Below are 21,284 nucleotides of genomic sequence, written 5' to 3'. Positions count from 1 at the left end.
TCTTGAGGGCAATTTGACCGCAATTGTTTAAGATGCGCCGTGACCACCGTGCGGTGGCTGGTTAACGGCGCATTAACCGTGTTTCCGGGGCTAATGGCCCAAAACGCGCATCCGGGGGCGGTGTTGGGCGCGCTGAGCGTCCACCAACAGGTCGGTCAGTGCCCAAACCAGCGCATCCACGCGGTCGGGCGATTTGGATCCGGTAAATCCTTTGTTGGTCATCTGACACATTTGGTCTTCTAGGGCGTCAAACATCCCCACATGATGGACCTTGCCTTGCTCATATAAGGCCGCCACGGGTTCTGCCCGCACGACTTTGCCGCGACTGGCGCGCACGGCCTTATAGGCCACGCCCGGTTCGATCTGACGGATCACCGTTTCGACCAGATCGCCGCCTTGGTTGACCTCTGCCACCAGACGGTCGGCCTGCCAGTGATGAAATGCATCCACCGCCGCATGCGCCCATTCAGTGGGCGATGATGCAGACACGGTTGCATCCTCTAACACATAGGCCCGCCAATCCTGCGGCGCGCCCTGCATCGTCACACCTGCAACAATGATCCCGCATTCATCCGATCCCACTTTGCCTGTGACCGGCGGATCCACCGCCACGACAATGCGATCCAGATCCGGCATATCCTTGCACCGATTGGTTTCCAGATTGGCCCGCGACCACAGCGCGCCTTCTTCGTCGGCCAACAACACGCCATCCAATTCCTGTCGCCCCAATCGCGTCCCCGCATAGCGAAGGCGCACTTCTTCTAGGAACGACGCTGCCAGATTGGCGCGGTTTGCCTCTGTGGGCGCATGGGTCATCACCGTGCTGTCGCGGTCCAACAAATCCGTCAAAACCTTGCGATTGCGCGGCGTAGTGGTCACGCAAACCCGTGGCGCATCCCCCAGCCGCAACCCAAATTGCAGCATATCCCACGTGCCCTGGGCGTCTTTCCACTTGGCCAGCTCATCCACCCAAGCCGCATCAAATTGCGGACCGCGCAGGCTCTCGGGGTCAAAGGCCGAAAAAATCTGCGCCGTGGCCCCATTGGGCCAAAGCAGCATTTTGCGCCCGGCAATCCATTGCGGACGGCGATCGGGGGGCGAGCAGGCCAGAATGCCGCTTTCGCCAAACACCATCACTTCGCGGGCCTGATCGATGGTTTCACCCACCAGCGCCACACGGGACGCGCGCCCTTTGTCTTCGGGGCGCGCGCCTTCGACCATGGATCGTACCCATTCGGACCCAGCGCGGGTTTTCCCGGCCCCCCGTCCGCCTAATATCACCCAAGACCGCCAGTCGCCTTCGGGCGGCATCTGATGTTCCATCGCCCAAAACTCAAACAAGAAAGGCAGAGCACGCAGCTCTGCCTCCCCTAGTCCATTCAGGAATCGCGTTCTGTCCGCCTCAGTCAATGAGGCGAGCAATGCGGCGCCCGATATCCTCTCTGATCGCGTCAAAGTCGATCTCTCCCTCACGTGCCTTACCGTTGAACTTGCATTCCCACTCATTGAATCGCCTTTCCGTGTCTTTGGCGGCTTTCACCGCGCTTTCCAGCTCACTGTGTTTCTTGGAAAGACCTTTCAATGCGTCGGCCTCCCCTTCAGAAACGCGGGTCAGCAGGTCAAGCAACGTTCGTCGAACGCTGCTCAGCAGGATTAGGCTTTCCGAAATCTCCTCACGCAGATCAGTGACTTGCGCGAGGACCACTCTGTTGGTGTCGTTCATGCTTGGTTTGCCTGTATTGATTGTCCGCCACAGGATGAGAGCCATAGAAAAAGCGGCCACCGGATTGCTCCGGGGCCGCTTGCCCATGTCTTCCAGCATGTCACAACCTATACGTGTAAAAACGCGATAAGTCAAGATTTGGCGCATCACCCCACGCAACGTTCGGGGCGTTTATGCGAACGTTTACAGTATGTTACTGGTTCGCTCGCTGTGCTTCGATTTCGCGCCACTTGGCGACATTTGAATTGTGATCGTCCAGATTAGTCGCAAATGCATGGCCACCTGTCCCATCCGCCACAAAGAAAATATATTCAGTGGTATCAGGGTTTAACGCAGCTTCCATCGCGGCAAAACCGGGATTGGCAATCGGGGTTGGTGGCAATCCGTCAATCACATAAGTGTTAAACGGCGTTTCCCGGCGCAGCTCGCTTTGACGCAACCCACGGCCCAGAATGCCTTCGCCATTTGTGATGCCATAGATCACCGTGGGATCCGTTTGCAGACGCATTCCGCGGTTCATCCGATTGACAAAAACGCTGGCCACTTGGCGGCGCTCTTCGGCCAAACCGGTTTCTTTTTCCACGATGGAGGCCATGATCAGCGCCTCTTCTGGGTTGGCATAGGGCAACCCATCGGCGCGTGCGGCCCATGCATCGGCCAGACGCCGCGCCTGAGAGGCCGTCATCGCCGCCAGAATGGTTTCCACGTCGGTTCCGGGGGTGAATTCATAGCTGTCCGGCGCCAATGTGCCTTCGCCGGGGATCATATCCACCGGGTCATCCAGCCCATCAATCCCGTTCAGCCCCTGAACGATTTGCCAGCTGGTCACGCCTTCGGCCACGGCCACACGATACCGTGTATCCGATGAAGCCCGCAATTCGGCGTACACCTCGGGTGCGTCTTCTTCGGCTGGATTAAACGCCGCCACTTCGACAAACCGGTTGCTGGCGGGGTCCAATTCGCGCACTTGGATTTCGCTGCGGGTCACCCCGATGCGATGCACAATTTCTGTGCCACAGGTGCTTTGACCGCCGCGTGTGACGATATCCACGATGGATTCCATCGACGCGCCTGCAGGCACCAAATAGGCCCCCGCTTTCAACTGGCTGGATTTTTCGGAATAATCTGCCCCGATCCGGAACATCGCCGCAGAATTGATCGCACCTTCATCCGCTAGGTTTTCGCTGACCCGGCGCATATTGCTGCCGGATTCAACGCGCAAACAGATCGCAGTGTCCAACGGCCCTTGGGCCGCATATTCCCGCGTGCCCCAGACCACCAAACCGGCAGCCAGAAACAGCACCACGATGAACAACGTCATCGCGTTGCTGGCAATGTGTCGCCACATTTAATCGACCTTTCCAAAGATCACGCTGGCATTGGTGCCGCCAAATCCAAAGCTATTGGACAAAGCATTGTCAATTTTGCGCTCAACCTTGGCATTGGGTGCCAGATCGATTTTGGTTTCAACCGCTGGATTGTCCAGATTGATCGTGGGCGGAGCCACCTGATCCCGGATTGCCAGAATGCTGAAAATCGCCTCAATCGCGCCCGCGGCCCCCAACAGGTGGCCGGTCATGGATTTGGTGGATGACATGGTCACTCCATCCGCCGCATCCCCTAGCAGGCGTTCCACCGCGCCCAGCTCGATTGTGTCGGCCATGGTCGATGTGCCATGGGCGTTGATGTAATCGATCTGACCCGGTTCCAGCCCGGCATCCTTCAGGGCCATCCGCATCGACCGTTCACCACCCTCGCCTGTCTCAGAGGGGGCCGTGATGTGGTAGGCGTCGCCCGACAGGCCATAGCCTTTGACTTCGGCGTAAATCTTGGCACCGCGCGCTTTGGCGTGTTCGTATTCTTCCAACACAACCATGCCCGCGCCTTCGCCCATCACGAACCCGTCGCGATCCGCATCATAGGGGCGGCTGGCTTTGGTTGGATCGGCTTCGCCTTTGGTCGACAGCGCCTTACACGCGTTAAACCCAGCCATGCCGATTTCACAAATGGTCGCTTCTGCGCCCCCGGCAATCATCACATCCGCATCACCGTATTTGATCAACCGTGCGGCATCACCAATGGCATGCGCCCCAGTTGAACAGGCCGTCACAACCGCATGATTGGGGCCTTTGAACCCGTGTTTGATCGCAATCTGACCGGAAATCAGGTTAATCAACGCCCCCGGCACAAAGAAAGGCGACACACGACGCGGACCTTTTTCGTGCATTTGAATGGCGGTGTTGGCGATGGAATTCAGACCACCGATCCCTGATCCGGCCAAAACACCGGTCCGTTCCAGACTTTCTGTATCTTCGGGCGCCCAACCAGAATCGGCAATCGCCTGATCCGCGGCAGCCATGCCAAACACAATGAATGTATCGACCTTGCGACGATCCTTGGCGGGCATATAGGCGTCTGGGTTAAATGTCCCATCGCTGCCATCGCCCAGCGGCACTTCGCAGGCATATTTTGTTGTTACGCGTTCGGTATCGAACTGCTTGATCATTCCGGCGCCAGATTGACCATCCAGAATCCGCTTCCAGCTTTCTTCAACTCCGTCGGCCAAAGGTGTTACCAACCCCAGCCCTGTCACAACCACTCGACGCATTTTATGCCCCCATTCTTTGTGATGTCTTTCCGCCCTGATAACGCCTCTGGGGTAACCGGAGCAAGAGGGCACCGTAAGGTCCCCCCGGATAGTTTGCATGATTTAACCAAATATGAGCGAATTGGACATAGGCAAGAGGCATTCGGCTAATAAAGGACACTGGTCTCAGGATAGTTTGGCGTAACATGGCCCATAGCATTGTTTTATTAAGAGCAATTTGTTTTCTGGGACTATTGCTGACCCCTTTGGCTGTCGCGGCAAAAGGGCAGCAATGCGAATTTGAAAACTGGCTCCATCAATTTGTGCTTCAGACCGATGCAATTGTTCAGGGTTTGCCGGCGCATCCTGGGTCGGCCGCCATTGATAGCCTAAACAACGTTATCGACTCTCATTCGCCCGTTCAATTACGTCTGGCGATCCGCCGGACCCCCTATACCAGCCATGAACCCACAATCATTGCCTATTACAACATGCAACGCGGTTTTGTTGCTTCGCTAAAGTCCCATTCTTTGGCCGATGCGGTGTCGTTTATCCAATCCCCGACCTATCGCGACATTTCAGCGGATATGCTGCGCATCCTTGGCTATCTGGATTGCCAACAGGATGAACGCGACATTCCTTCTGAGGAACGCAGCCCCGGTTCCGGCACCCCGACCCGATCCTCGCAGGATCGCGATGAAACCGAACGCGCCACTGCCCCAATGCCAACCAATCCTGTTTCAATCGTTTTGCCATGGAAACCCGTCTCGGCGGCAACTTTTGGCCTGTTTCTGATCTATGTCGGAGTTTACAGATTCAAAAACCGAAAACGGCCGCGTGCACAGCGGTTCGATTGCACCACGGATTGTGTGTTGGAAACCGGCACTGATTGGCTTGTCGCCTCTTTGATTGATATCAGCCTGACCGGCGCAAAGGTGCAAATCTCCGAACCCTATGACGGGCCGCGCGATCTGAAAATAATCATCAAAGACATTTCAACCGAGGCACAGGTGATCTGGCGCACACAAACCAAGATGGGCCTGCATTTTGAAACAGAACTCGACCAGGAGGATATCGATAAAATCATCGAGGCAGGGCAAAAACAATCCACGACCCCATTGGAACCTGTGGATATCAACTTCGGTCAGGCTGACGACCTAACCATAGAGCCGGACAAAACGTAATGCGTGGTTTTCCTAAAGGACATGATTAACTAAACGGGGTTCGCAAATGAAAACGGCGCTCAAAAGAGCGCCGTTTCAAATCCTGATCAAACAAATTGTTTGATTATTGAGCTTCAGTGATGAATTTCACTGCATCGCCAAATGTCTGGATGGTCTCAGCTGCATCGTCAGGGATTTCGATACCGAATTCCTCTTCGAAGGCCATTACCAGCTCGACTGTGTCGAGGCTGTCTGCGCCAAGGTCGTCGATGAAAGATGCGTTTTCCGCAACTTTGTCTTCTTCAACACCCAAATGTTCCACAACGATCTTGCGGACGCGGTCTGCGACGTCGCTCATGATGTATCCTCACAATATTCTGGGCTTCCGCCCGTTCTTGTCTGCCCCTATTGGGCCGCTCTCATAGCCCGATCTAGGGCAAAACCAAAACGAACGCGACGGCCCCCTTTGGTAAATCTGCGTGGCCTATAACAGAGAATCCCCGTAAGGCAAACGCTTATGACACCCCATATAAGGTCAGATCATCGCCATTCCACCGTTAACGTGCAAAGTTGTGCCGGTTAAATATCCAGCTTCTGCACTGGAAAGGAACAGAACTGAGGCTGCAATCTCTTCTGGGGACCCCATCCGCGCAGCCGGGATTTGAACGTTAATTTTTTCTTTTTGATCATCAGTCAATTTGTCAGTCATCGCTGTGGCAATGAAACCGGGCGCGACGCAATTCACGGTGATTCCGCGGCTGGCCACTTCGTATGCGATGGATTTGGACATGCCGACCATACCCGCCTTGGACGCGGCATAATTGGCCTGACCGGGATTGCCCGTTGCGCCAACGATGGACGAAATATTTACAATCCGGCCCCAGCGGGATTTCATCATTCCACGGATCACACCTTTGCACAGACGCATGGTGGATGTCAGATTGACCTCCAGCACGCTGGCCCATTCGTCATCGGACATGCGCATAAACAGATTGTCGCGCGTGATCCCGGCATTGTTCACCAGAATATCAACTGATCCCATGGCGGCAGCGGCCTCTTTGGGCAGGGCTGTGACGGCATCAGCGTCACTTAGGTTGCAGGGCAAAACATGGGCGCGCTCACCTAATTCAGCGGCCAATGCTTCTAGCGGCTCTACCCGTGTGCCAGACAGGGCCACAGTGGCGCCCGCCTCATATAGCGACTTTGCGATGGCCCCGCCAATACCGCCAGATGCGCCGGTGATCAGGGCATTTTTCCCAGTCAAATCAAACATTTCTCATTCCTTCTTGATCCCACATTCCAAATCACATGTGTGATCAGGGCGGGTTTTTCAAACTTTTGCTTTCGCTTTGATTTCGCTTAGCCGTTCAACGCTTCGGCGGCGGCTTTCACATCATCTGGCGTGCCCACGGCGCGCGATGTGATCGACCGGTCAATGCGTTTGATCATGCCAGACAGGGCTTTGCCCGCGCCGATTTCCCAGGCTTCTGTCACGCCATGTTCCCCCAGCCACATCACGCTTTCACGCCAGCGCACGGACCCGGTCACTTGTTCCACCAACAGCGATCGGATGGTCGCCGGGTTGTCCACGGAAGCGGCCAGAACGTTTGCCACCAATGGCACGCTCGGGCGGTTCAGCTCTACCTCGCCCAAGGCTTCGGCCATGGCTTCGGCAGCGGGCTGCATCAATGTGGAATGAAACGGCGCAGATACGGGCAACAACATCGCGCGTTTGGCCCCTTTTTCTTTGGCAATCACCAATGCCCGCTCCACAGCAGCTTTGTGACCGGACACAACAACCTGACTTGGATCATTGTCATTCGCCGCCTGACAGACCTCGTCACCGGCCGCCGCTTCGGCCACGGCTTTGGCTGTTTCAAAGTCCAGCCCCAACAACGCCGCCATCGCACCGACACCAACCGGAACAGCCTCTTGCATCGCTTTGCCGCGAATGCGCAACAAACGCGCCGTATCTGCAATGCTCAACGCGCCAGACGCCGCCAATGCCGAATATTCACCCAATGAATGCCCTGCAACAAATGACGCCGCCTGAATGGTTACGCCTTCTGCTTCCAATGCTTTCATCGCGGCCAGTGATGTGGCCATCAATGCTGGCTGCGCATTGGCCGTCAGGGTCAGCTCGGCAATGTCCCCGTTCCAGATCAGATCTGACAGCTTTTCGCCCAACGCTTCGTCGACTTCGTCAAATACAGCCTGCGCCTCTGGATAAGCGTCGGCCAAAGCCTTGCCCATTCCAATTGTCTGTGCGCCCTGCCCCGGAAATACAAATGCCCGCATGTCCCAACTCCGTTTGGTGTTACTTTCCTGTTGGGAACCGCTTTACCTTGTCCCTGCGCGCATCACAAGAAAGCGCATTAACGCACAGCTTCTCTGCGCTGCCTCGGATTGAGTGCATTTATGTGCGTTGTTAGGCTTGTGCTAAGCTCACGCAACACAATTATGGATTGCTCTTATGTCATTCACCAACACTCAGGCGCGCTACGGCACCTTGTCCAAAATACTCCACTGGGCCACCGTCTTATTGATTTTCACGCTGATCCCATTGGGGATCATGGCCGATGATGCGCCCTTTGCCACCGATAACGAACTCACCCGAAAGGCATATCTGTTTTCGCTGCATAAAACCCTGGGTATCACCCTGTTTTTCCTGGCGGTTTTGCGCATTCTCTGGGCGCTGGTTCAACCCAAACCCGGATCGCTCAACCCTGACAATAAGCCAGAACATTTCATGGCCGAAATGGTGCATTGGCTGCTTTATGGGTCGCTGATCATTGTGCCATTAACTGGCTGGATCACCCATGCCGCATCCCAAGGTTTTGCCCCCATTTGGTGGCCGTTTGGCCAATCCCTGCCCTTTATCCCCAAAAGCGTCGGCCTGTCAGAAACCGCATCGACCCTGCATATGATTTTTGAACGTGTTTTGGTTGTTTCGATCCTGTTGCATTTTGCAGGTGCCCTAAAACATCATGTCATTGACCGCGACGCGACACTGCGGCGGATGTGGTTTGGCCGCCCCGATTTGCCGCAGGTAGCGCCCCATCATCCATCCTTCGCCCCATTGGCAGGGGCTTTGGTGATCTGGATCGCCGCGCTGGGACTTGGTGCCGGGCTGGGTTTTTTCGCGCCAGACCACAATCATGACCATGATCACGCCCAAGCCCCCGTGTTGGAAGCCGTATCATCCGAATGGCAGGTTGAAACCGGATCAATTGCGCTGTCGATCACGCAGTTTGGATCACAGGTTGACGGGTCCTTTGCTGAATGGACCTCTGTCATTTCTTTTGACCCAAATGCGACCGGCATTCTGGGGCATGTGGAAACGGAAATCGCCATTGCATCGCTGACATTGGGATCGGTGACGGGCCAATCCATGGGCACAGATTATTTTGACGCCGCACAATTCCCAACCGCCACCTTCACCGCTGAAATCACCGCCACTGAAACCGATTACGTCGCGACCGGGACCCTCACATTAAAAGGCACAACAATCCCGATCACCCTGCCCTTTACGTTGGAAATATCCAATGATGGCGCAGATGACATCGCTATGATGACCGGCGCGACACAGGTCAATCGAACCGATTTTGGCATCGGTGCCTCGGGCGAAGACAATCTGGCCCATGTCGTGGATATCGCTATTTCGCTGACCGCACGTCGCTAGGTCATATCTATCACGACAAAAGGCGTCCCATTTGGGGCGCCATTTTTATGGCCACACGTTATCACCAACTGCGCTGCGATAATCCCAAGCCCCACATACACAGCCACAAAAAAACGCTGCCGGTGTTATAACCGACAGCGCCAATAATGGGACAGGACTGCGATGCAAACCTGTCAGAATTTCAATTACTCAGCTTTAGAAGCTTCGATTGAAATCATCACTTCGACTTCGTCGCTGACATGGGGGGCGAACTGACCCAAGTTAAAGTCAGACCGGATCAATGTTGTGGTCGCGTTAAAACCAGCCCAGTCTTTTTGCGCCATTGGATGTGTGCCCGTCTGGTTCAAAACCGCATCCAGAACAACGGATTTGGTGACCTCATTGATGGTCAGATCGCCGGTGATCAGCGCGGTGTTTTCACCCGTCACTTCGATCCCGGTGGATGTGAACGAAATCAGTTCTGCGTCGTCGGCACCAAAGAAGTCATCCGACATAAAGTGCTGAAAACGGCCTTCCCAGCCGGTCAACATGGATTGGGCAGGCATCGAAACCGACACGCTGGATGCGGCGGGGTCTTCTTGGTCGAATGCGATTTCGCCTTCGAAACCAGAGAACATTCCGTAAGTGGTGGAATAACCAAGGTGATTATAGCTAAACACAATCTGGCTGTGGCTGGCATCCAACACATATGTGTCAGGCGCTGCAATTGCGGTGGTTGTCAAAGACGTCGCGGCGATAAGAGCGGCAATCAGGGTACGGGTCATTTCAGATCCTCAAAGGGTTGTTTTGATACGTCAGACTTGCACGTACCAATCGACCTGAGAATTCTACATGATCAAACAGATTCTGTTCGTAAATGAAGAGTCAAAATCTCTCACAACCCTGTGATGTGCGTTAACCTACAAAGTTATGAATGCGAAAAAATGAACGCAAAACCCGCTAACATCCCAGAAGTAATCACCTTTTGCGCCAGTGCCCATTCACCAAACGCCCCCATCGGCATCAACAACACACCAAGGGCAGCAATGGCCAGAACCGGCACCATAAATTTGCGGAGCAAACGCGCAGGGCTGGTGACTTTGGCGGCTTTACGGGTCGGGTGATCAATAAACATGGTCATTTGGGGGCCTCATTTGCTCTGCTCTGGCGCCTCTTTGGGTGCCGTTAACCAAGTTTCACCCCGAAAAAAGGCCAAATCCGGGCAGCAACGGGTCCAATCCGTGATGTTTGGTTAATGCCCGTTAACAGTTAGGATATATAAGGGGGCAAATCTCTGCGCTGCGCCTCAATCCCCCTTGCACCACTGCCCCGCGCGTGTATAAGACGCCATCCTTCTGCGGACGTTTTGAACCGCGCAGTCTCTCGTGGATGGGGTGCAGAAGGTTAAGCCCCCTCCTTTGAAATGCGCTAGAATAGAACTGGAGCACACATGCCGCTTTATGAGCATGTCTTCATTGCGCGTCAGGACCTGTCCAACTCGCAAGCTGAAAGCCTCGTCGAACACTTTGGTACCGTACTTGCAGATAACGGCGGCAAAGTCGTTGATAGCGAGTATTGGGGCGTCAAAACGATGGCCTACAAGATCAACAAAAACCGCAAAGGTCATTATGCCTTCCTGAAAACAGACGCGCCTTCTGACGCGGTTCTGGAAATGGAACGCCTGATGCGCCTGCATGACGATGTTATGCGTATTCTGACCATCAAAGTTGATGCCCACGAAGATGGCCCATCAGTTCAGATGCAGAAACGTGACGAGCGTGACAGCCGTCGTCGTGAACGCAGCTAAGTAGATCAGGAAAGGACCATAAGTCATGGCAGCTAAACCATTTTTCCGTCGTCGTAAGACCGATCCTTTTGAGGGTGAAAACGCCCCAAAGATCGACTACAAAGACACACGTACATTGCAGCGTTACGTTTCTGAGCGCGGCAAAATCGTGCCTTCCCGTATCACCGCCGTAGGCGCCAAAAACCAGCGTAAATTGGCTCAGGCCATCAAACGCGCACGGTTCCTGGCCCTGCTGCCCTACGCCGTTAAATAAGGAGAAGACCCATGGACGTCATTCTTCTGGAACGCGTGGCCAAATTGGGCCAAATGGGCGAAGTCGTAACCGTCAAAGACGGCTATGCTCGCAACTTCCTGTTGGCTCAAGGCAAAGCATTGCGCGCCTCTGCGCATAACAAAGCACGCTTTGAAACTGAAAAAGCCCAGCTGGAAGCCCGCAACCTGGAAACCAAGAAAGAAGCCGCTGCTCTTGCTGAAAAGCTCGACGGTCAATCTTTCATCGTGATTCGCTCTGCCTCTGACGCAGGCGCGCTGTACGGTTCCGTCACCATCCGTGACGCCGCTGACGCCGCAACTGCCGAAGGTTTCTCAGTGGACCGCAAGCAAGTCATCCTGACAGCCCCAATCAAAGATCTGGGCCTGCACAGCGTGATCGTTCGCCTGCACCCCGAAGTGGATTGCGAAATTCAACTGAACGTTGCCCGTTCTGAGGAAGAAGCCGAGCTGCAAGCTTCGGGTAAATCTATCCAAGAACTGGCCGCCGAAGAAGAAGCAGCTGCTGAATTCGAAATTCAGGAACTGTTTGACGATATCGGTGCTGCACAGAACGACGAAGACGAAGCTCCGGCTGAAACAACCGAAGAATAATCTTCGCTGTCTTTGAAAATTTAGCCGCGTAGGTCCGCCTGCGCGGCTTTTTTGTGCCTGACGGCTCCCTAACCTGTGCACCAGACGTGTCTTTTAGCACAGGATCGATCCATGCCCTCTTTGCTTGGGTCTGATGATTTGCAGAAATAAGACATGAGCATTTGTCTATCGTATTTCTAAGCCAATGATTGTTTTACATAACATTCCAGCCACCGTGGGTTGGTCACCGATCCGACATATGCTGAGGGTGATGCGAACAGAGCTGCATGTTCGCCCAACATATCTGGACCACAAAGCCACCCGACTGGCGCGGTTACGGTCCCATCTGATCACACGCACGCCCCGGTATCACAAACCAAATCTTTTATTTGTGACGACGATAGCGGCGGATCTGCCTGCGGCTTTGTTGTCAAAAAACTGGCGCGACGGATATAACAAAGCCGCCGTTTGGATCATCGACGCCTTTCATACCAGCCACTTGAAACCACGGTGGTTTCAAAAAAACTTTGATCGGATATTTGTCATGCGTCCCAATGATGTTGCCCCATATGCCGCGGCGACGGGGCTACCGGTCGATGTTTTGCCTTGGGGCACAGATGCATTGGGGCTGGGTTTTTCGCATGGGGACAAACCCATTGATCTGCTGCGTGTCGGGCGTCAACCAATGCTGTTTGATCATGACTATGACACCAAAGTCGCGTGTAATGACAAAGGGTTAATCTTTTCTGGGCGGCCGCCATTTGGGTCGAACGACCAATCCCATATTCCAAACCTATTTTCCCATTATCAAAAGGCAAAATTTGTCTTGGCCTCGTCGAATTTGGTGTCCCCTGCCCCCTATGTGCACGGATCCCAGGAATACCTGACCGCGCGCTGGACCGATGCATTGGCGGCCGGTGCCATTGTCGCCGGGCAAGCCCCGCATAGCGATCGGGCTTTCTCTGACTTGATTTGGCCCGAAGCGACATTGGACATCCCCATGACAGACCGAAATGCTGCCTTGGCAAAAATTCGAACTGCGGTGGATCGCTGGTCATATGATCTGGCGAAATTTAATGCCGATTGCGCCCTGAAACGTCTGGACTGGCGTTTACGGTTTGCACAACTTGCGGACTATTTTTCTTACTCGACCTCTACCCTAGATAAGTCCCTGAAAACCATACGATCTCTGCGGCGATCAAGTTGAAACCCAACGTCACCTGATCATTCTGCCCCTAGACAGCGTTTCAAAACAAACAAATACTTGTCGTCTGCCTGAAACATAATCCGGGCAACCTGTCTCAGAATATTAACGGAGATCCACATGGCTTTTACTCTCTCACGCCGCGGCTTTTTGGCTGGAACGGCTGGCTTTATTGCAATGCACCCCTATTCGGTTGCTGCAAACACAAACCAAGCACATTTGCGGATCATGGAAACCACCGATTTGCATGTGCATGTTTTTCCATACGATTATTACGCTGACCGCCCCTCTGACCGCGTTGGTCTGGCCCGCACTGCGTCGATCATTGGCGACATTCGCGCCGAGGCGACAAATTCATTGTTGCTGGACAATGGCGATTTCTTGCAGGGCAACCCGATGGGCGATTACATCGCCTATGAACGTGGCATGAAAGAAGGCGACACCCATCCGGTCATCAACGCGATGAACGCATTGGGCTATGACGCATCGACCTTGGGCAACCACGAATTTAACTATGGCCTTGATTTCCTGATGAAATCCTTGGCCGGGTCCAATTTCCCGGTGGTCTGTGCCAACGTTGCCAAAACCATGGGCGCCACCCCACGCGAAGACGATACCTTGCTGCCCCCATATGTCATTATGGATCATGAATTGACCGACGGGTCCGGCACTGCCCACCCGATCCGCATCGGCTTTATCGGTTTTGTTCCCCCTCAGATCATGAACTGGGATCGTCGCCATCTAGAAGGCAACGTCATGGCGCGCGACATCATCGAAACAGCCCGCGCCTACGTGCCCCAAATGAAGGAAGAAGGCGCAGATATTATCATCGCCCTGTCCCATTCGGGCATTGGCGCAGCGGATCACACTGATGGGATGGAAAACGCAGCGGTGCCTTTGGCGGCGGTGGATGGGATCGATGCGATCCTGACCGGTCACAGCCACCTTGTGTTCCCATCGTCTAATTATGCTGATTTCGCAGGTGTCGACGCAGATGCCGGCACGTTGATGGGCAAACCGGCAACCATGGGTGGGTTCTGGGGCTCGCATATGGGGTTGATCGATCTGATGCTGGAACGCGACGGGTCCGGCTGGCGCATTGTGTCCCACACATCTGAGGCCCGCCCGATCTACAAACGCGAAGAAGATCGCTCTATCACGGCTCTGGTCGAAGACGCCCCTGCCGTGCTGGCCGCAGCTCAGGCGGACCATGATGCGACATTGGATTATGTGCGCCGCGCTGTTGGCAAAACCGACGCACCGTTGCATTCCTATTTTGCGCTGGTGGCGGATGACCCATCGGTTCAGGTCGTGTCCAACGCCCAAACTTGGTACATCGAACAGATGATGCAGGGCACTGCGCATGAGGGTCTGCCGATCCTGTCTGCGGCGGCTCCGTTCAAAGCGGGTGGTCGCGGCGGTCCGGAATATTATACGGATGTGGCTGTGGGGGATGTGGCGATCAAAAACGTCTCTGATCTATATCTCTATCCAAACACGGTTCGGGCGGTGCGCATCAATGGTGCCACAGTACGCGAATGGCTGGAACGCAGCGCGGGGATGTTTAATCAGATCCAAGCAGGCTCTGCGGATGCGATCCTGTTGAACCCAGAGTTCAAATCCTACAACTTTGATGTGATCGATGGCGTGGGTTATCAGATCGATCTGACCCAACCGGCCCGCTACAATGATGACGGCGAAGTGGTGTCGGACACACATCGGATCATCAATCTGACATATGATGGTCAACCGATTGATATGGAACAGGAATTCATCGTGGCAACCAACAATTACCGCGCTTCTGGCGGTGGCAATTTCCCCGGTGCCAACAGTGATACCATCGTGTTCGAAGGTCCCGATACCAACCGTGACGTGATTGTGCGCTATATCGTTGATCAGGGCACGATCAGCCCGCGGGCCGATGCCAACTGGTCCTTTGCCCCGCTGGGTGACACATCTGTTCTGTTTGAAACCGGCCCTGCCGCCGCACCTCATGCGGGCAATGTTGACGGCGTTTCCATAGAAGAGGCCGGCACATCCGACACCGGATTTGCGCTCTTCCGGATCAAGCTCTGATTTCACAAACACTTAGAACAGCAAAGCCGCGCTTTGACAGCGCGGCTTTCGTGTTTTGGGATGCCCGGATGAGGACATCCCGCGTTATGATCCGTGTGGCTGATCAGGCGGCTTTGCGACGCCGTGCAAAGGCAAACAGCCCCAATGCACCGGCCATCAATGGCAGCCCAGCGGGAACCGGCACAGGCGGCAAAACAGAGGACGCGACGTGAATGCTATCCAACGCAAAGAACCCGACCCCGGAGAAGTCAATCGAAACCGAAAGCAGGTTGGTAAATTCCCCACCCAAAAAAGACTGCGATGGCCCCAACGGGAACAAAATCGGCGCAGGAATGCTCATATCGTGATTGGAGATCGTCACCAATGGGAAAAAGCCACCGAAATCTGCCACATCGGAAAAGAGACTAACCAGGTCAAACATTTCTCCATCCACCCGCGACAATGTGATGGTGCTATAACCAGAGAAAAAATCGGTCATCAGAAAACCGGACCCGTCATCGCCTTCGACAGGAAATCCACCGTCATGGCCCGCGCCACTCAGCCAGGCACCTGTCGCCGTGATTTGGTACCCATCTTCAACATAGGGCGCAGTCAGGATGCCTGAAGGGGCGAAATCAAAATCAATGATGTCCAGAATGGTAGCAGAAGCCGAACTGGCTGCAAAACTGGTGGAAATTATCGTGGCGCAAACGGCCAATGCAGTTTTCAAACGCATGTTGTCCTCATAACAAAAAATACAACCTTGGTTAATCCAAGGATATTGGACATGATATTGATGATCCCTATTGATTTTGCAACGAAAAAGGCAGCCCAAACTGAGCTGCCTTTAGAAAAATTTCAAACCTTGATCAGGCGGCTTTACGACGCCATGCAAGGGCAAACAGACCCAGCGCGCCTGCCATCAAAGGCAGTCCCGCAGGAACCGGCACCGGTGGCAGTGCTGCATTGCTCACTTCAAGATGGTCAAAATTGAATAATCCGAGCCCTGAAACGCTTACAGTTATGGACATCATGTTTGAAAACTCTGGTCCGAAAATTAGAAAGTCGCCGGGATTGTCACCAACGGGCGTAGGCGGGACAGACAAAGACGATCCACTACCGTAGTCTACCAATACGCTCGCTACGAGACCTCCAAAATCAAGCGACGTTTCAAACAAGCTGTGCAAGTTAAACGCCCCACCATCAAAACGGCTCAGGGTAAATGAAACGGGCCCGGCAAAGCCATCCAAAGCAAGAAATCCGGATCCCGCATAGCCACCGATGGGATATGGGTGCCCAACACCTGGAGCCAAAACTCCGCCGACCGAAGAGATGATGTACCCATCTTCGACATATCCATCTGCAGTCGTAACACCTAAAATGCCATCGAATTCAATGATATCGACTGTTGTTGCGGATGCAGAATTGACCGCAACGCTTGTCGAAATGATTGTGGCGCAAACGGCCAATAAGGATTTTAAGTTCATTTTCAATTCCCCTCTTAACCCAAACCTTTATGATCGGGTTTAAATGAACACCCAGTCTATAACCCCATAGCTAAATCGCAAGGAATATGAACGGAATCAACGCAGGTTCCGTTAGACAAAGTGAACAGCGGTTGATCTCCGCCCTTGGATATCTGCTTGTTGCAGCTGCTCCATCGCTTTGCACAAGTCGTTAAAGCAAAAAAGACGCCCACTTGTGGACGTCTTTTTATTTATTGAACAGACGGGTTTAGCGGGCAAACGTTTCCATGCGCAATTGCGCGTCACAATATTCGCCGTCATAGGTCCCGATCCAAATATCGATCTGACCATTGGCAGGACGTGTCAGAACGATCCGTGGGTCCAGATTGCCATTGTCATCATCGTCATAATACCAAGTGGCAGACGCTGTGTTGATCAGCAGCGCCGCATCACAGCGGCTGACCACGGACACAACCAATTGCGTGCCACCCATATTGCTGAGCTGGAACCGGAAATCTGGGTTGGACGGGAAATAGCCCGCGCCACGGTCGGATTGGGGGTTAATTCCGGGGCAGTTCCAAATGTAATTGCTGCCACCGGCGATTACGTCAAAAAACTTTGGGCTGCGCAACTGGGACCCCGAAGCAGAGTAAGATTCCCCTGCCGCCAAATTCCAGTTTGGGCACGCCGCCGCTGCACTTGCAAAACCTACCATCATCGCGATGGCCACGAGTAAGCGTTTCATGCTTCACCTATTCTTTTTAAAATATGCCTCATGGTAACGCACTCAGATTAAAAACAAATAGGATATCGCGTCAAAAACAGTCGGGTTTCCCTGACTTTTCCCCTTAAAATTTGAAATTCCACCCGAACCCCGGGCGATTCAAATGCCGCACTCACCTTTGGGTTGTCCAGAATGCAGAAAGCCGCGCAAAAGCGCGGCTCTCATAATTGTGATTCTCGAAGGTTGTTTATTCTTCTTCGAGCGCTTCAACAGCGGCTTGCAGGTCTTCTTTGGACACTTCTTTTTCTGACACATCAGCCAGATCAAAGATGTGATCGACAACTTTGTCTTCAAAGATCGGCGCTTGCAGCTGCTGGCGCATCTGTGCGTTCTGCTGCACAAACTCAAAGAACTGACGCTCTTGGCCTGGATACTGACGCGCTTGGTTCATGATCGCTTGGGTCATTTCCGCATCAGAAACCTGCACTTCGGCTTTTTGACCGATATCAGCCAACAGCAGCCCCAGTTTCACACGGCGTGATGCCAGACCTTTGTGTTCGTCAGTGGCTTCGATCGTTGGGTGATCGTGGCCTTCGACTTCTGGGTTTTCTTCGTGCCACAACTGATGTGCGATTTGGCCTGCTTCGGCGTCGACCAAAGTGGCAGGCAGATCAAAGGACACTTTTTCGTCCAACACATCCAACAAGGACCGTTTGGTCACAGCGCGTGCCGCCCCTTTGTATTCCGCTTCTAGACGTTCGGTGATTTGGGCACGCAGACCGGCCAGATCTTCGGCGCCAAACTTAACAGCCAACTCGTCGTTCAACTCAGCGGCAACAGGCTCTTTTACGGCTTTGATTGTGCAATCAAACACAGCCGCTTTGCCTGCCAGATGCTCGGCTTGGTAATCATCAGGGAAAGACACTTCGACGGCTTTCTCTTCGTCGACTTTCACACCAACCAGTTGCTCTTCGAAGCCGGGGATGAACTGACCAGAGCCCAGAACCAATGCGAAATCTTCGGCGGAACCGCCATCGAACAATTCGCCATCAACCTTGCCTGCAAAGTCAAATGTGATCTGGTCGCCGTCTTTGGCTTTGGTGCCTTTTTTGCGGTCTTTGAAATCCTGCGCGGTTTCAGCAAGGCTGGCCAGCGCTTCGTCGATTGCAGACTCTTCGGCTTTCACGCTCATGCGCTCCAGCTTGATCCCGGCAAAATCAACTTCTGGAACATCGGGCAGACGTTCGTAAGTGACGTTCACAACAACGTCGTCGCCTTCTTTCCAGTCTTCGTTGTCCATTTTCATCTCTGGCTGAACCGCAGGACGGTCGCCGGATGTTTCCAGATGGCTGTTCATCGCGCCATCAATGGTTTCCTGCATAGCTTCGCCCATCAGGCGTGGACCAAATTGTTTTTTCAGCAACGCCATGGGCACCTTGCCCTTGCGGAAGCCTTTCATTTCGATCTCAGGGCGGGCTTCGGCCAGCTTTTCCTGTACCTTTTCTTCCATCTCAGCAGCCGTGACTGTGATCTGGTAACCGCGCTGAAGGCCTTCGTTCAGGGTTTCGGTAACGTTCATGGAGTTCCTCGCATAGATCGACGGGGCACCCACTGGCACCCTAATGAATTTGGGCCTTACTAAGGGGGGCAAAGCGGGGCTTCAAGTGCAATCTGCAACCGATCACACGGATGGCCGCAACCCGGGGATATCCCAAGGGGCCGCAATCTGATCGATCACTTCTTCGATTGGCTTGGGGCGGGCATATAAAAACCCTTGATGCTCAAAGCAATTATTGCGCATCAGCCAGTCCCGCTGGTCCACGGTTTCCACGCCTTCAGCCACAACTTTCAGGTTCAAAGCTGCCCCAATATTGATCACAACTTTGGACAGGGCAGTGTTGTTTTTGGCCGCAATCAACGAGCGGTCAAATTTCAGACAAGTCACCGGATAGGCGCTGAGCCGGGCAATGTTGGAATAGGCCGCACCAAAATCATCAATCGCAATTGGATATCCCAGATCGACCAATTCATTCAGTTTTTTATGCAGGTCAGCATCGGCTAAATGTAGTGCAGATTCAGTGAGTTCCAGCTGTAATCCCGTCGGATCAAAGCCAGATCGCCCGGCCAGTGAACGCAATTGTGACAACAATCGCGATCCCTGAAACTGAAGCGGCGACACATTCACAGACAGATCGATCCAGTTGAATTCGCGCCGCAGCGCCATCAATTGTTCGGCAGTTTCCGCAATCACCCGACTGCCCAATTGGTGGATTAGTCCGGTGGATTCGGCGATCGGGATGAACTCACCCGGGCTGATCCCCTCGCCTTTTGAACAGGTGAAACGTGCCAGCGATTCCGCCCCCGTCACACGGCCATTTCGCAAATCAACCTTGGGCTGATAAACCAGTCGAAATCGGTCATCCTCTGCCTTAAGCGCATGGCCCAGCTCGGCTTCGACTGACAAAAACCGGTGTCGTTTACGCGCCAATGCAGGGCGGAAATACCGGATCGCATTGCCCCCCAACGCCTTGGCTTCGTAAAGGGCCAAATCGGCGTTGCGCAACAAATTGTCGAATCGCTGGGCCTTTTCGCCGGGGGCGACCGTGATCATGCCGATGCTGACCCCAGACCGGATTTCGCGCCCTTCCAATTTCTTGGGCTTGCGCATCAAGCTTAGAAATTTTCGCGCCTTAACACTCGCTGTTTTGTGGTTGCGATGTGCAGAAATCAAAAAACAAAATTCGTCGCCGCCCAATCGCCCCAAAATCGCGCGTCCGCCAAATACTTTGCGTAGATCGGCCGCGACTGACTTAAGCAACGCATCCCCGATGTCGTGACCATGGGTGTCATTAATAACTTTGAACCGATCCAGATCAAACAGACCCAGCGTGACATTGCGACCGCGCTCTTGTGAGTGGGTGATAAAATCATCCGCAAAACCAGATAGATAGTTGCGATTATAAAGCCGCGTTAGCCCGTCAATGTTGGCCAACCGTTCCGCCGTTCGTTTGGCGCGCTCTTTTTCGCTGATGTCAATTTCGGTCAACAAAAAGGCAGGTTCACCCGACAGGGCGTCATAGCTCCGGGTCACTTCAACTTCGTGAATGCGGATCCCAGAGGCCGATTTCACCCGCGCCACCATGCGTAAATCCGCCTTATTTGCGGGCAAGTTCAGGATTTTTTCGACATCTTCGGGGACGACAAATCGACTGGCCAAATCCAACCGGTCCGACCGAAATCCCCTAAGGGCAGCAGGATTGGCGTAAATTGTCCGCCCTGCCTGATCATAGGTCGATACCATCGCACCAGTATAAAGCAACGCCTGCCCACCGCGCAAAATTTCTGGCGATTGGTCGTCAATCACCTGTCCCTCGCACAACATGGCAACCCGGCCATCTTCGAGTTGTAATCCACGGAAACGGCATAAAGTGGTGGTGGGTTTGCCTTTTGGATACAACGTCCAGGTTTCGTCAAAGCACCGGCCGGATTCAAATTCGTGTTGATACTGCTTCAGCCGGGATTGAACAGCGCCAGACATGCCTGTGCGCATTTCACGCTGCTGCAACTCAGACAACGTCGTCGCGTCCCACAGCTCTATGGCGGCTGAGTTGGCCCATAAAACACAGGCCTGATCGATGTCGAACGTCCAAAAAGGTGTGCGCGCTTGCTCTAAACACCTCAAATCGGCTTCCGTGGTCATTTGACCATGGCGTTCGATGTTATTGTCTAAACCCAACGTAACAAGTGCCATACTACGCTCCATTACCGCTGGGCAACGCCAACATTTAGATCTGAATTCTGCAAACCGAACGAAACCTACCCTCGACAAGCGAGACCTTAACGCAAAGATTAACACACGTATAGGGCGAGTTGCCCAGGGCGTCACTAAACCTCAAACTAAAAGGGTGGCAGGTTCAATAAACCCAGATTTTTAACCAATAATATCAATATAAGACTAATTTTTACCAATCTTCACGTTAACCACAACGCCATTCCACAGCATAAAAACTGTTGCTGACGCATCACATCTAGGGCTTATGCTGTTCTAATC

At 53.7% G+C, this 21,284-nt stretch carries 21 protein-coding genes; 7 read left to right on the top strand and 14 right to left on the bottom strand.

Annotated features, from left to right (window positions below; genetic code table 11):
- Nucleotides 1-90: 90 nt before the first annotated feature.
- The 4 genes from AB1F12_RS07000 to fabF all read right to left on the bottom strand — a co-directional run bounded on the left by AB1F12_RS07000 (nt 91) and on the right by fabF (nt 4,331).
- Complete coding sequence (locus tag AB1F12_RS07000) at nt 91-1,323, bottom strand: DNA-packaging protein (RefSeq protein ID WP_368187647.1); 1,233 nt, start codon at nt 1,321-1,323, stop codon at nt 91-93.
- A 79-nt stretch (nt 1,324-1,402) separates the two neighbouring features.
- The gene (locus tag AB1F12_RS06995) at nt 1,403-1,822 is read right to left on the bottom strand and encodes a hypothetical protein (protein WP_368187646.1); all 420 of its coding nucleotides are present in this window, start codon (nt 1,820-1,822) and stop codon (nt 1,403-1,405) included.
- A gap of 94 nt (nt 1,823-1,916) precedes the next feature.
- Nucleotides 1,917-3,071 (bottom strand): endolytic transglycosylase MltG, encoded by a 1,155-nt coding sequence (gene mltG / locus AB1F12_RS06990; protein ID WP_368187644.1) that lies wholly within the window; start codon nt 3,069-3,071, stop codon nt 1,917-1,919.
- Nucleotides 3,072-4,331 carry a beta-ketoacyl-ACP synthase II gene (gene fabF, locus AB1F12_RS06985; RefSeq protein WP_368187642.1) on the bottom strand — a complete coding sequence of 420 codons (1,260 nt, stop codon included), beginning with the start codon at nt 4,329-4,331 and terminating at the stop codon, nt 3,072-3,074.
- 185 nt (nt 4,332-4,516) lie between these two features.
- Between fabF and AB1F12_RS06980 the strand changes: the two genes are divergently transcribed.
- Entirely contained in the window at nt 4,517-5,494 is a 978-nt protein-coding gene (locus AB1F12_RS06980) for a PilZ domain-containing protein (protein ID WP_368187640.1), read from the top strand.
- A gap of 103 nt (nt 5,495-5,597) precedes the next feature.
- Here the strand turns inward: AB1F12_RS06980 and AB1F12_RS06975 are convergent, their stop codons facing one another.
- From AB1F12_RS06975 to fabD, 3 genes are all read right to left on the bottom strand, one after another.
- Nucleotides 5,598-5,831 (bottom strand): acyl carrier protein, encoded by a 234-nt coding sequence (locus tag AB1F12_RS06975; protein ID WP_368187639.1) that lies wholly within the window; start codon nt 5,829-5,831, stop codon nt 5,598-5,600.
- A gap of 177 nt (nt 5,832-6,008) precedes the next feature.
- A complete protein-coding gene (fabG, locus tag AB1F12_RS06970; protein WP_368187638.1) occupies nt 6,009-6,746 on the bottom strand; it encodes a 3-oxoacyl-[acyl-carrier-protein] reductase in 738 nt (245 codons plus the stop codon).
- A gap of 86 nt (nt 6,747-6,832) precedes the next feature.
- The gene (gene fabD, locus AB1F12_RS06965; RefSeq protein ID WP_368187636.1) at nt 6,833-7,771 is read right to left on the bottom strand and encodes an ACP S-malonyltransferase; all 939 of its coding nucleotides are present in this window, start codon (nt 7,769-7,771) and stop codon (nt 6,833-6,835) included.
- 175 nt (nt 7,772-7,946) lie between these two features.
- Between fabD and AB1F12_RS06960 the strand changes: the two genes are divergently transcribed.
- Entirely contained in the window at nt 7,947-9,155 is a 1,209-nt protein-coding gene (locus tag AB1F12_RS06960; protein WP_368187634.1) for a cytochrome b/b6 domain-containing protein, read from the top strand.
- Between the two features lie 185 nt (nt 9,156-9,340).
- Here the strand turns inward: AB1F12_RS06960 and AB1F12_RS06955 are convergent, their stop codons facing one another.
- Both AB1F12_RS06955 and AB1F12_RS06950 read right to left on the bottom strand, forming a co-directional pair.
- On the bottom strand, nt 9,341-9,919 hold the full coding sequence (locus tag AB1F12_RS06955) for a YceI family protein (RefSeq protein WP_368187632.1): 579 nt from the start codon (nt 9,917-9,919) through the stop codon (nt 9,341-9,343).
- 143 nt (nt 9,920-10,062) lie between these two features.
- Complete coding sequence (locus AB1F12_RS06950; protein WP_368187630.1) at nt 10,063-10,275, bottom strand: hypothetical protein; 213 nt, start codon at nt 10,273-10,275, stop codon at nt 10,063-10,065.
- Nucleotides 10,276-10,584: 309 nt separating this feature from the next.
- Here AB1F12_RS06950 and rpsF point away from each other — a divergent pair, with 309 nt between their 5' ends.
- The 5 genes from rpsF to AB1F12_RS06925 all read left to right on the top strand — a co-directional run bounded on the left by rpsF (nt 10,585) and on the right by AB1F12_RS06925 (nt 15,064).
- A complete protein-coding gene (gene rpsF, locus AB1F12_RS06945) occupies nt 10,585-10,941 on the top strand; it encodes a 30S ribosomal protein S6 (protein ID WP_368187628.1) in 357 nt (118 codons plus the stop codon).
- A 25-nt stretch (nt 10,942-10,966) separates the two neighbouring features.
- Nucleotides 10,967-11,194 carry a 30S ribosomal protein S18 gene (rpsR, locus tag AB1F12_RS06940; RefSeq protein WP_368187627.1) on the top strand — a complete coding sequence of 76 codons (228 nt, stop codon included), beginning with the start codon at nt 10,967-10,969 and terminating at the stop codon, nt 11,192-11,194.
- Nucleotides 11,195-11,205: 11 nt separating this feature from the next.
- Nucleotides 11,206-11,805 carry a 50S ribosomal protein L9 gene (gene rplI / locus AB1F12_RS06935; RefSeq protein ID WP_368187626.1) on the top strand — a complete coding sequence of 200 codons (600 nt, stop codon included), beginning with the start codon at nt 11,206-11,208 and terminating at the stop codon, nt 11,803-11,805.
- 250 nt (nt 11,806-12,055) lie between these two features.
- Nucleotides 12,056-12,991, top strand: a complete 936-nt coding sequence (locus AB1F12_RS06930) for a hypothetical protein (RefSeq protein ID WP_368187623.1) — start codon at nt 12,056-12,058, stop codon at nt 12,989-12,991.
- Nucleotides 12,992-13,108: 117 nt separating this feature from the next.
- On the top strand, nt 13,109-15,064 hold the full coding sequence (locus AB1F12_RS06925; protein ID WP_368187620.1) for a bifunctional 2',3'-cyclic-nucleotide 2'-phosphodiesterase/3'-nucleotidase: 1,956 nt from the start codon (nt 13,109-13,111) through the stop codon (nt 15,062-15,064).
- Between the two features lie 103 nt (nt 15,065-15,167).
- Here AB1F12_RS06925 and AB1F12_RS06920 read toward each other — a convergent pair whose 3' ends face one another.
- The 5 genes from AB1F12_RS06920 to AB1F12_RS06900 form a co-directional block, all read right to left on the bottom strand.
- Complete coding sequence (locus AB1F12_RS06920) at nt 15,168-15,779, bottom strand: hypothetical protein (protein WP_368187618.1); 612 nt, start codon at nt 15,777-15,779, stop codon at nt 15,168-15,170.
- 133 nt (nt 15,780-15,912) lie between these two features.
- The gene (locus AB1F12_RS06915; RefSeq protein WP_368187616.1) at nt 15,913-16,530 is read right to left on the bottom strand and encodes a hypothetical protein; all 618 of its coding nucleotides are present in this window, start codon (nt 16,528-16,530) and stop codon (nt 15,913-15,915) included.
- Between the two features lie 247 nt (nt 16,531-16,777).
- On the bottom strand, nt 16,778-17,254 hold the full coding sequence (locus tag AB1F12_RS06910; protein ID WP_368187615.1) for a hypothetical protein: 477 nt from the start codon (nt 17,252-17,254) through the stop codon (nt 16,778-16,780).
- A 226-nt stretch (nt 17,255-17,480) separates the two neighbouring features.
- Entirely contained in the window at nt 17,481-18,812 is a 1,332-nt protein-coding gene (gene tig, locus AB1F12_RS06905) for a trigger factor (RefSeq protein ID WP_368187613.1), read from the bottom strand.
- Between the two features lie 102 nt (nt 18,813-18,914).
- Nucleotides 18,915-20,984, bottom strand: coding sequence for a putative bifunctional diguanylate cyclase/phosphodiesterase (locus AB1F12_RS06900; RefSeq protein ID WP_368187611.1), 2,070 nt, complete (start codon nt 20,982-20,984; stop codon nt 18,915-18,917).
- Nucleotides 20,985-21,284 lie beyond the last annotated feature (300 nt).

It is taken from the genome of Aestuariibius sp. HNIBRBA575, from assembly GCF_040932005.1.
Lineage (GTDB): Bacteria > Pseudomonadota > Alphaproteobacteria > Rhodobacterales > Rhodobacteraceae > CANLNM01.
Note: the sequence above shows the minus strand (reverse complement) of the source record. Positions and strands in the feature narration are given on the sequence as shown.

Excerpts from the sequence above, each read along its gene's own strand:
- mltG (WP_368187644.1), bottom strand. The coding sequence starts at position 3,071 with ATGTGGCGACACATTGCCAGCAACGCGATGACGTTGTTCATCGTGGTG.
- AB1F12_RS06995 (WP_368187646.1), bottom strand. The coding sequence starts at position 1,822 with ATGCTGGAAGACATGGGCAAGCGGCCCCGGAGCAATCCGGTGGCCGCT.
- AB1F12_RS06960 (WP_368187634.1), top strand. The coding sequence starts at position 7,947 with ATGTCATTCACCAACACTCAGGCGCGCTACGGCACCTTGTCCAAAATA.
- AB1F12_RS06920 (WP_368187618.1), bottom strand. The coding sequence starts at position 15,779 with ATGCGTTTGAAAACTGCATTGGCCGTTTGCGCCACGATAATTTCCACC.
- fabF (WP_368187642.1), bottom strand. The coding sequence starts at position 4,331 with ATGCGTCGAGTGGTTGTGACAGGGCTGGGGTTGGTAACACCTTTGGCC.
- AB1F12_RS06915 (WP_368187616.1), bottom strand. The coding sequence starts at position 16,530 with ATGAACTTAAAATCCTTATTGGCCGTTTGCGCCACAATCATTTCGACA.
- AB1F12_RS06900 (WP_368187611.1), bottom strand. The coding sequence starts at position 20,984 with ATGGCACTTGTTACGTTGGGTTTAGACAATAACATCGAACGCCATGGT.
- AB1F12_RS06980 (WP_368187640.1), top strand. The coding sequence starts at position 4,517 with ATGGCCCATAGCATTGTTTTATTAAGAGCAATTTGTTTTCTGGGACTA.
- AB1F12_RS06910 (WP_368187615.1), bottom strand. The coding sequence starts at position 17,254 with ATGAAACGCTTACTCGTGGCCATCGCGATGATGGTAGGTTTTGCAAGT.
- AB1F12_RS07000 (WP_368187647.1), bottom strand. The coding sequence starts at position 1,323 with ATGGAACATCAGATGCCGCCCGAAGGCGACTGGCGGTCTTGGGTGATA.
- fabD (WP_368187636.1), bottom strand. The coding sequence starts at position 7,771 with ATGCGGGCATTTGTATTTCCGGGGCAGGGCGCACAGACAATTGGAATG.
- rplI (WP_368187626.1), top strand. The coding sequence starts at position 11,206 with ATGGACGTCATTCTTCTGGAACGCGTGGCCAAATTGGGCCAAATGGGC.
- AB1F12_RS06930 (WP_368187623.1), top strand. The coding sequence starts at position 12,056 with ATGCGAACAGAGCTGCATGTTCGCCCAACATATCTGGACCACAAAGCC.
- AB1F12_RS06955 (WP_368187632.1), bottom strand. The coding sequence starts at position 9,919 with ATGACCCGTACCCTGATTGCCGCTCTTATCGCCGCGACGTCTTTGACA.
- fabG (WP_368187638.1), bottom strand. The coding sequence starts at position 6,746 with ATGTTTGATTTGACTGGGAAAAATGCCCTGATCACCGGCGCATCTGGC.
- AB1F12_RS06925 (WP_368187620.1), top strand. The coding sequence starts at position 13,109 with ATGGCTTTTACTCTCTCACGCCGCGGCTTTTTGGCTGGAACGGCTGGC.
- AB1F12_RS06950 (WP_368187630.1), bottom strand. The coding sequence starts at position 10,275 with ATGACCATGTTTATTGATCACCCGACCCGTAAAGCCGCCAAAGTCACC.
- rpsF (WP_368187628.1), top strand. The coding sequence starts at position 10,585 with ATGCCGCTTTATGAGCATGTCTTCATTGCGCGTCAGGACCTGTCCAAC.
- rpsR (WP_368187627.1), top strand. The coding sequence starts at position 10,967 with ATGGCAGCTAAACCATTTTTCCGTCGTCGTAAGACCGATCCTTTTGAG.
- AB1F12_RS06975 (WP_368187639.1), bottom strand. The coding sequence starts at position 5,831 with ATGAGCGACGTCGCAGACCGCGTCCGCAAGATCGTTGTGGAACATTTG.
- tig (WP_368187613.1), bottom strand. The coding sequence starts at position 18,812 with ATGAACGTTACCGAAACCCTGAACGAAGGCCTTCAGCGCGGTTACCAG.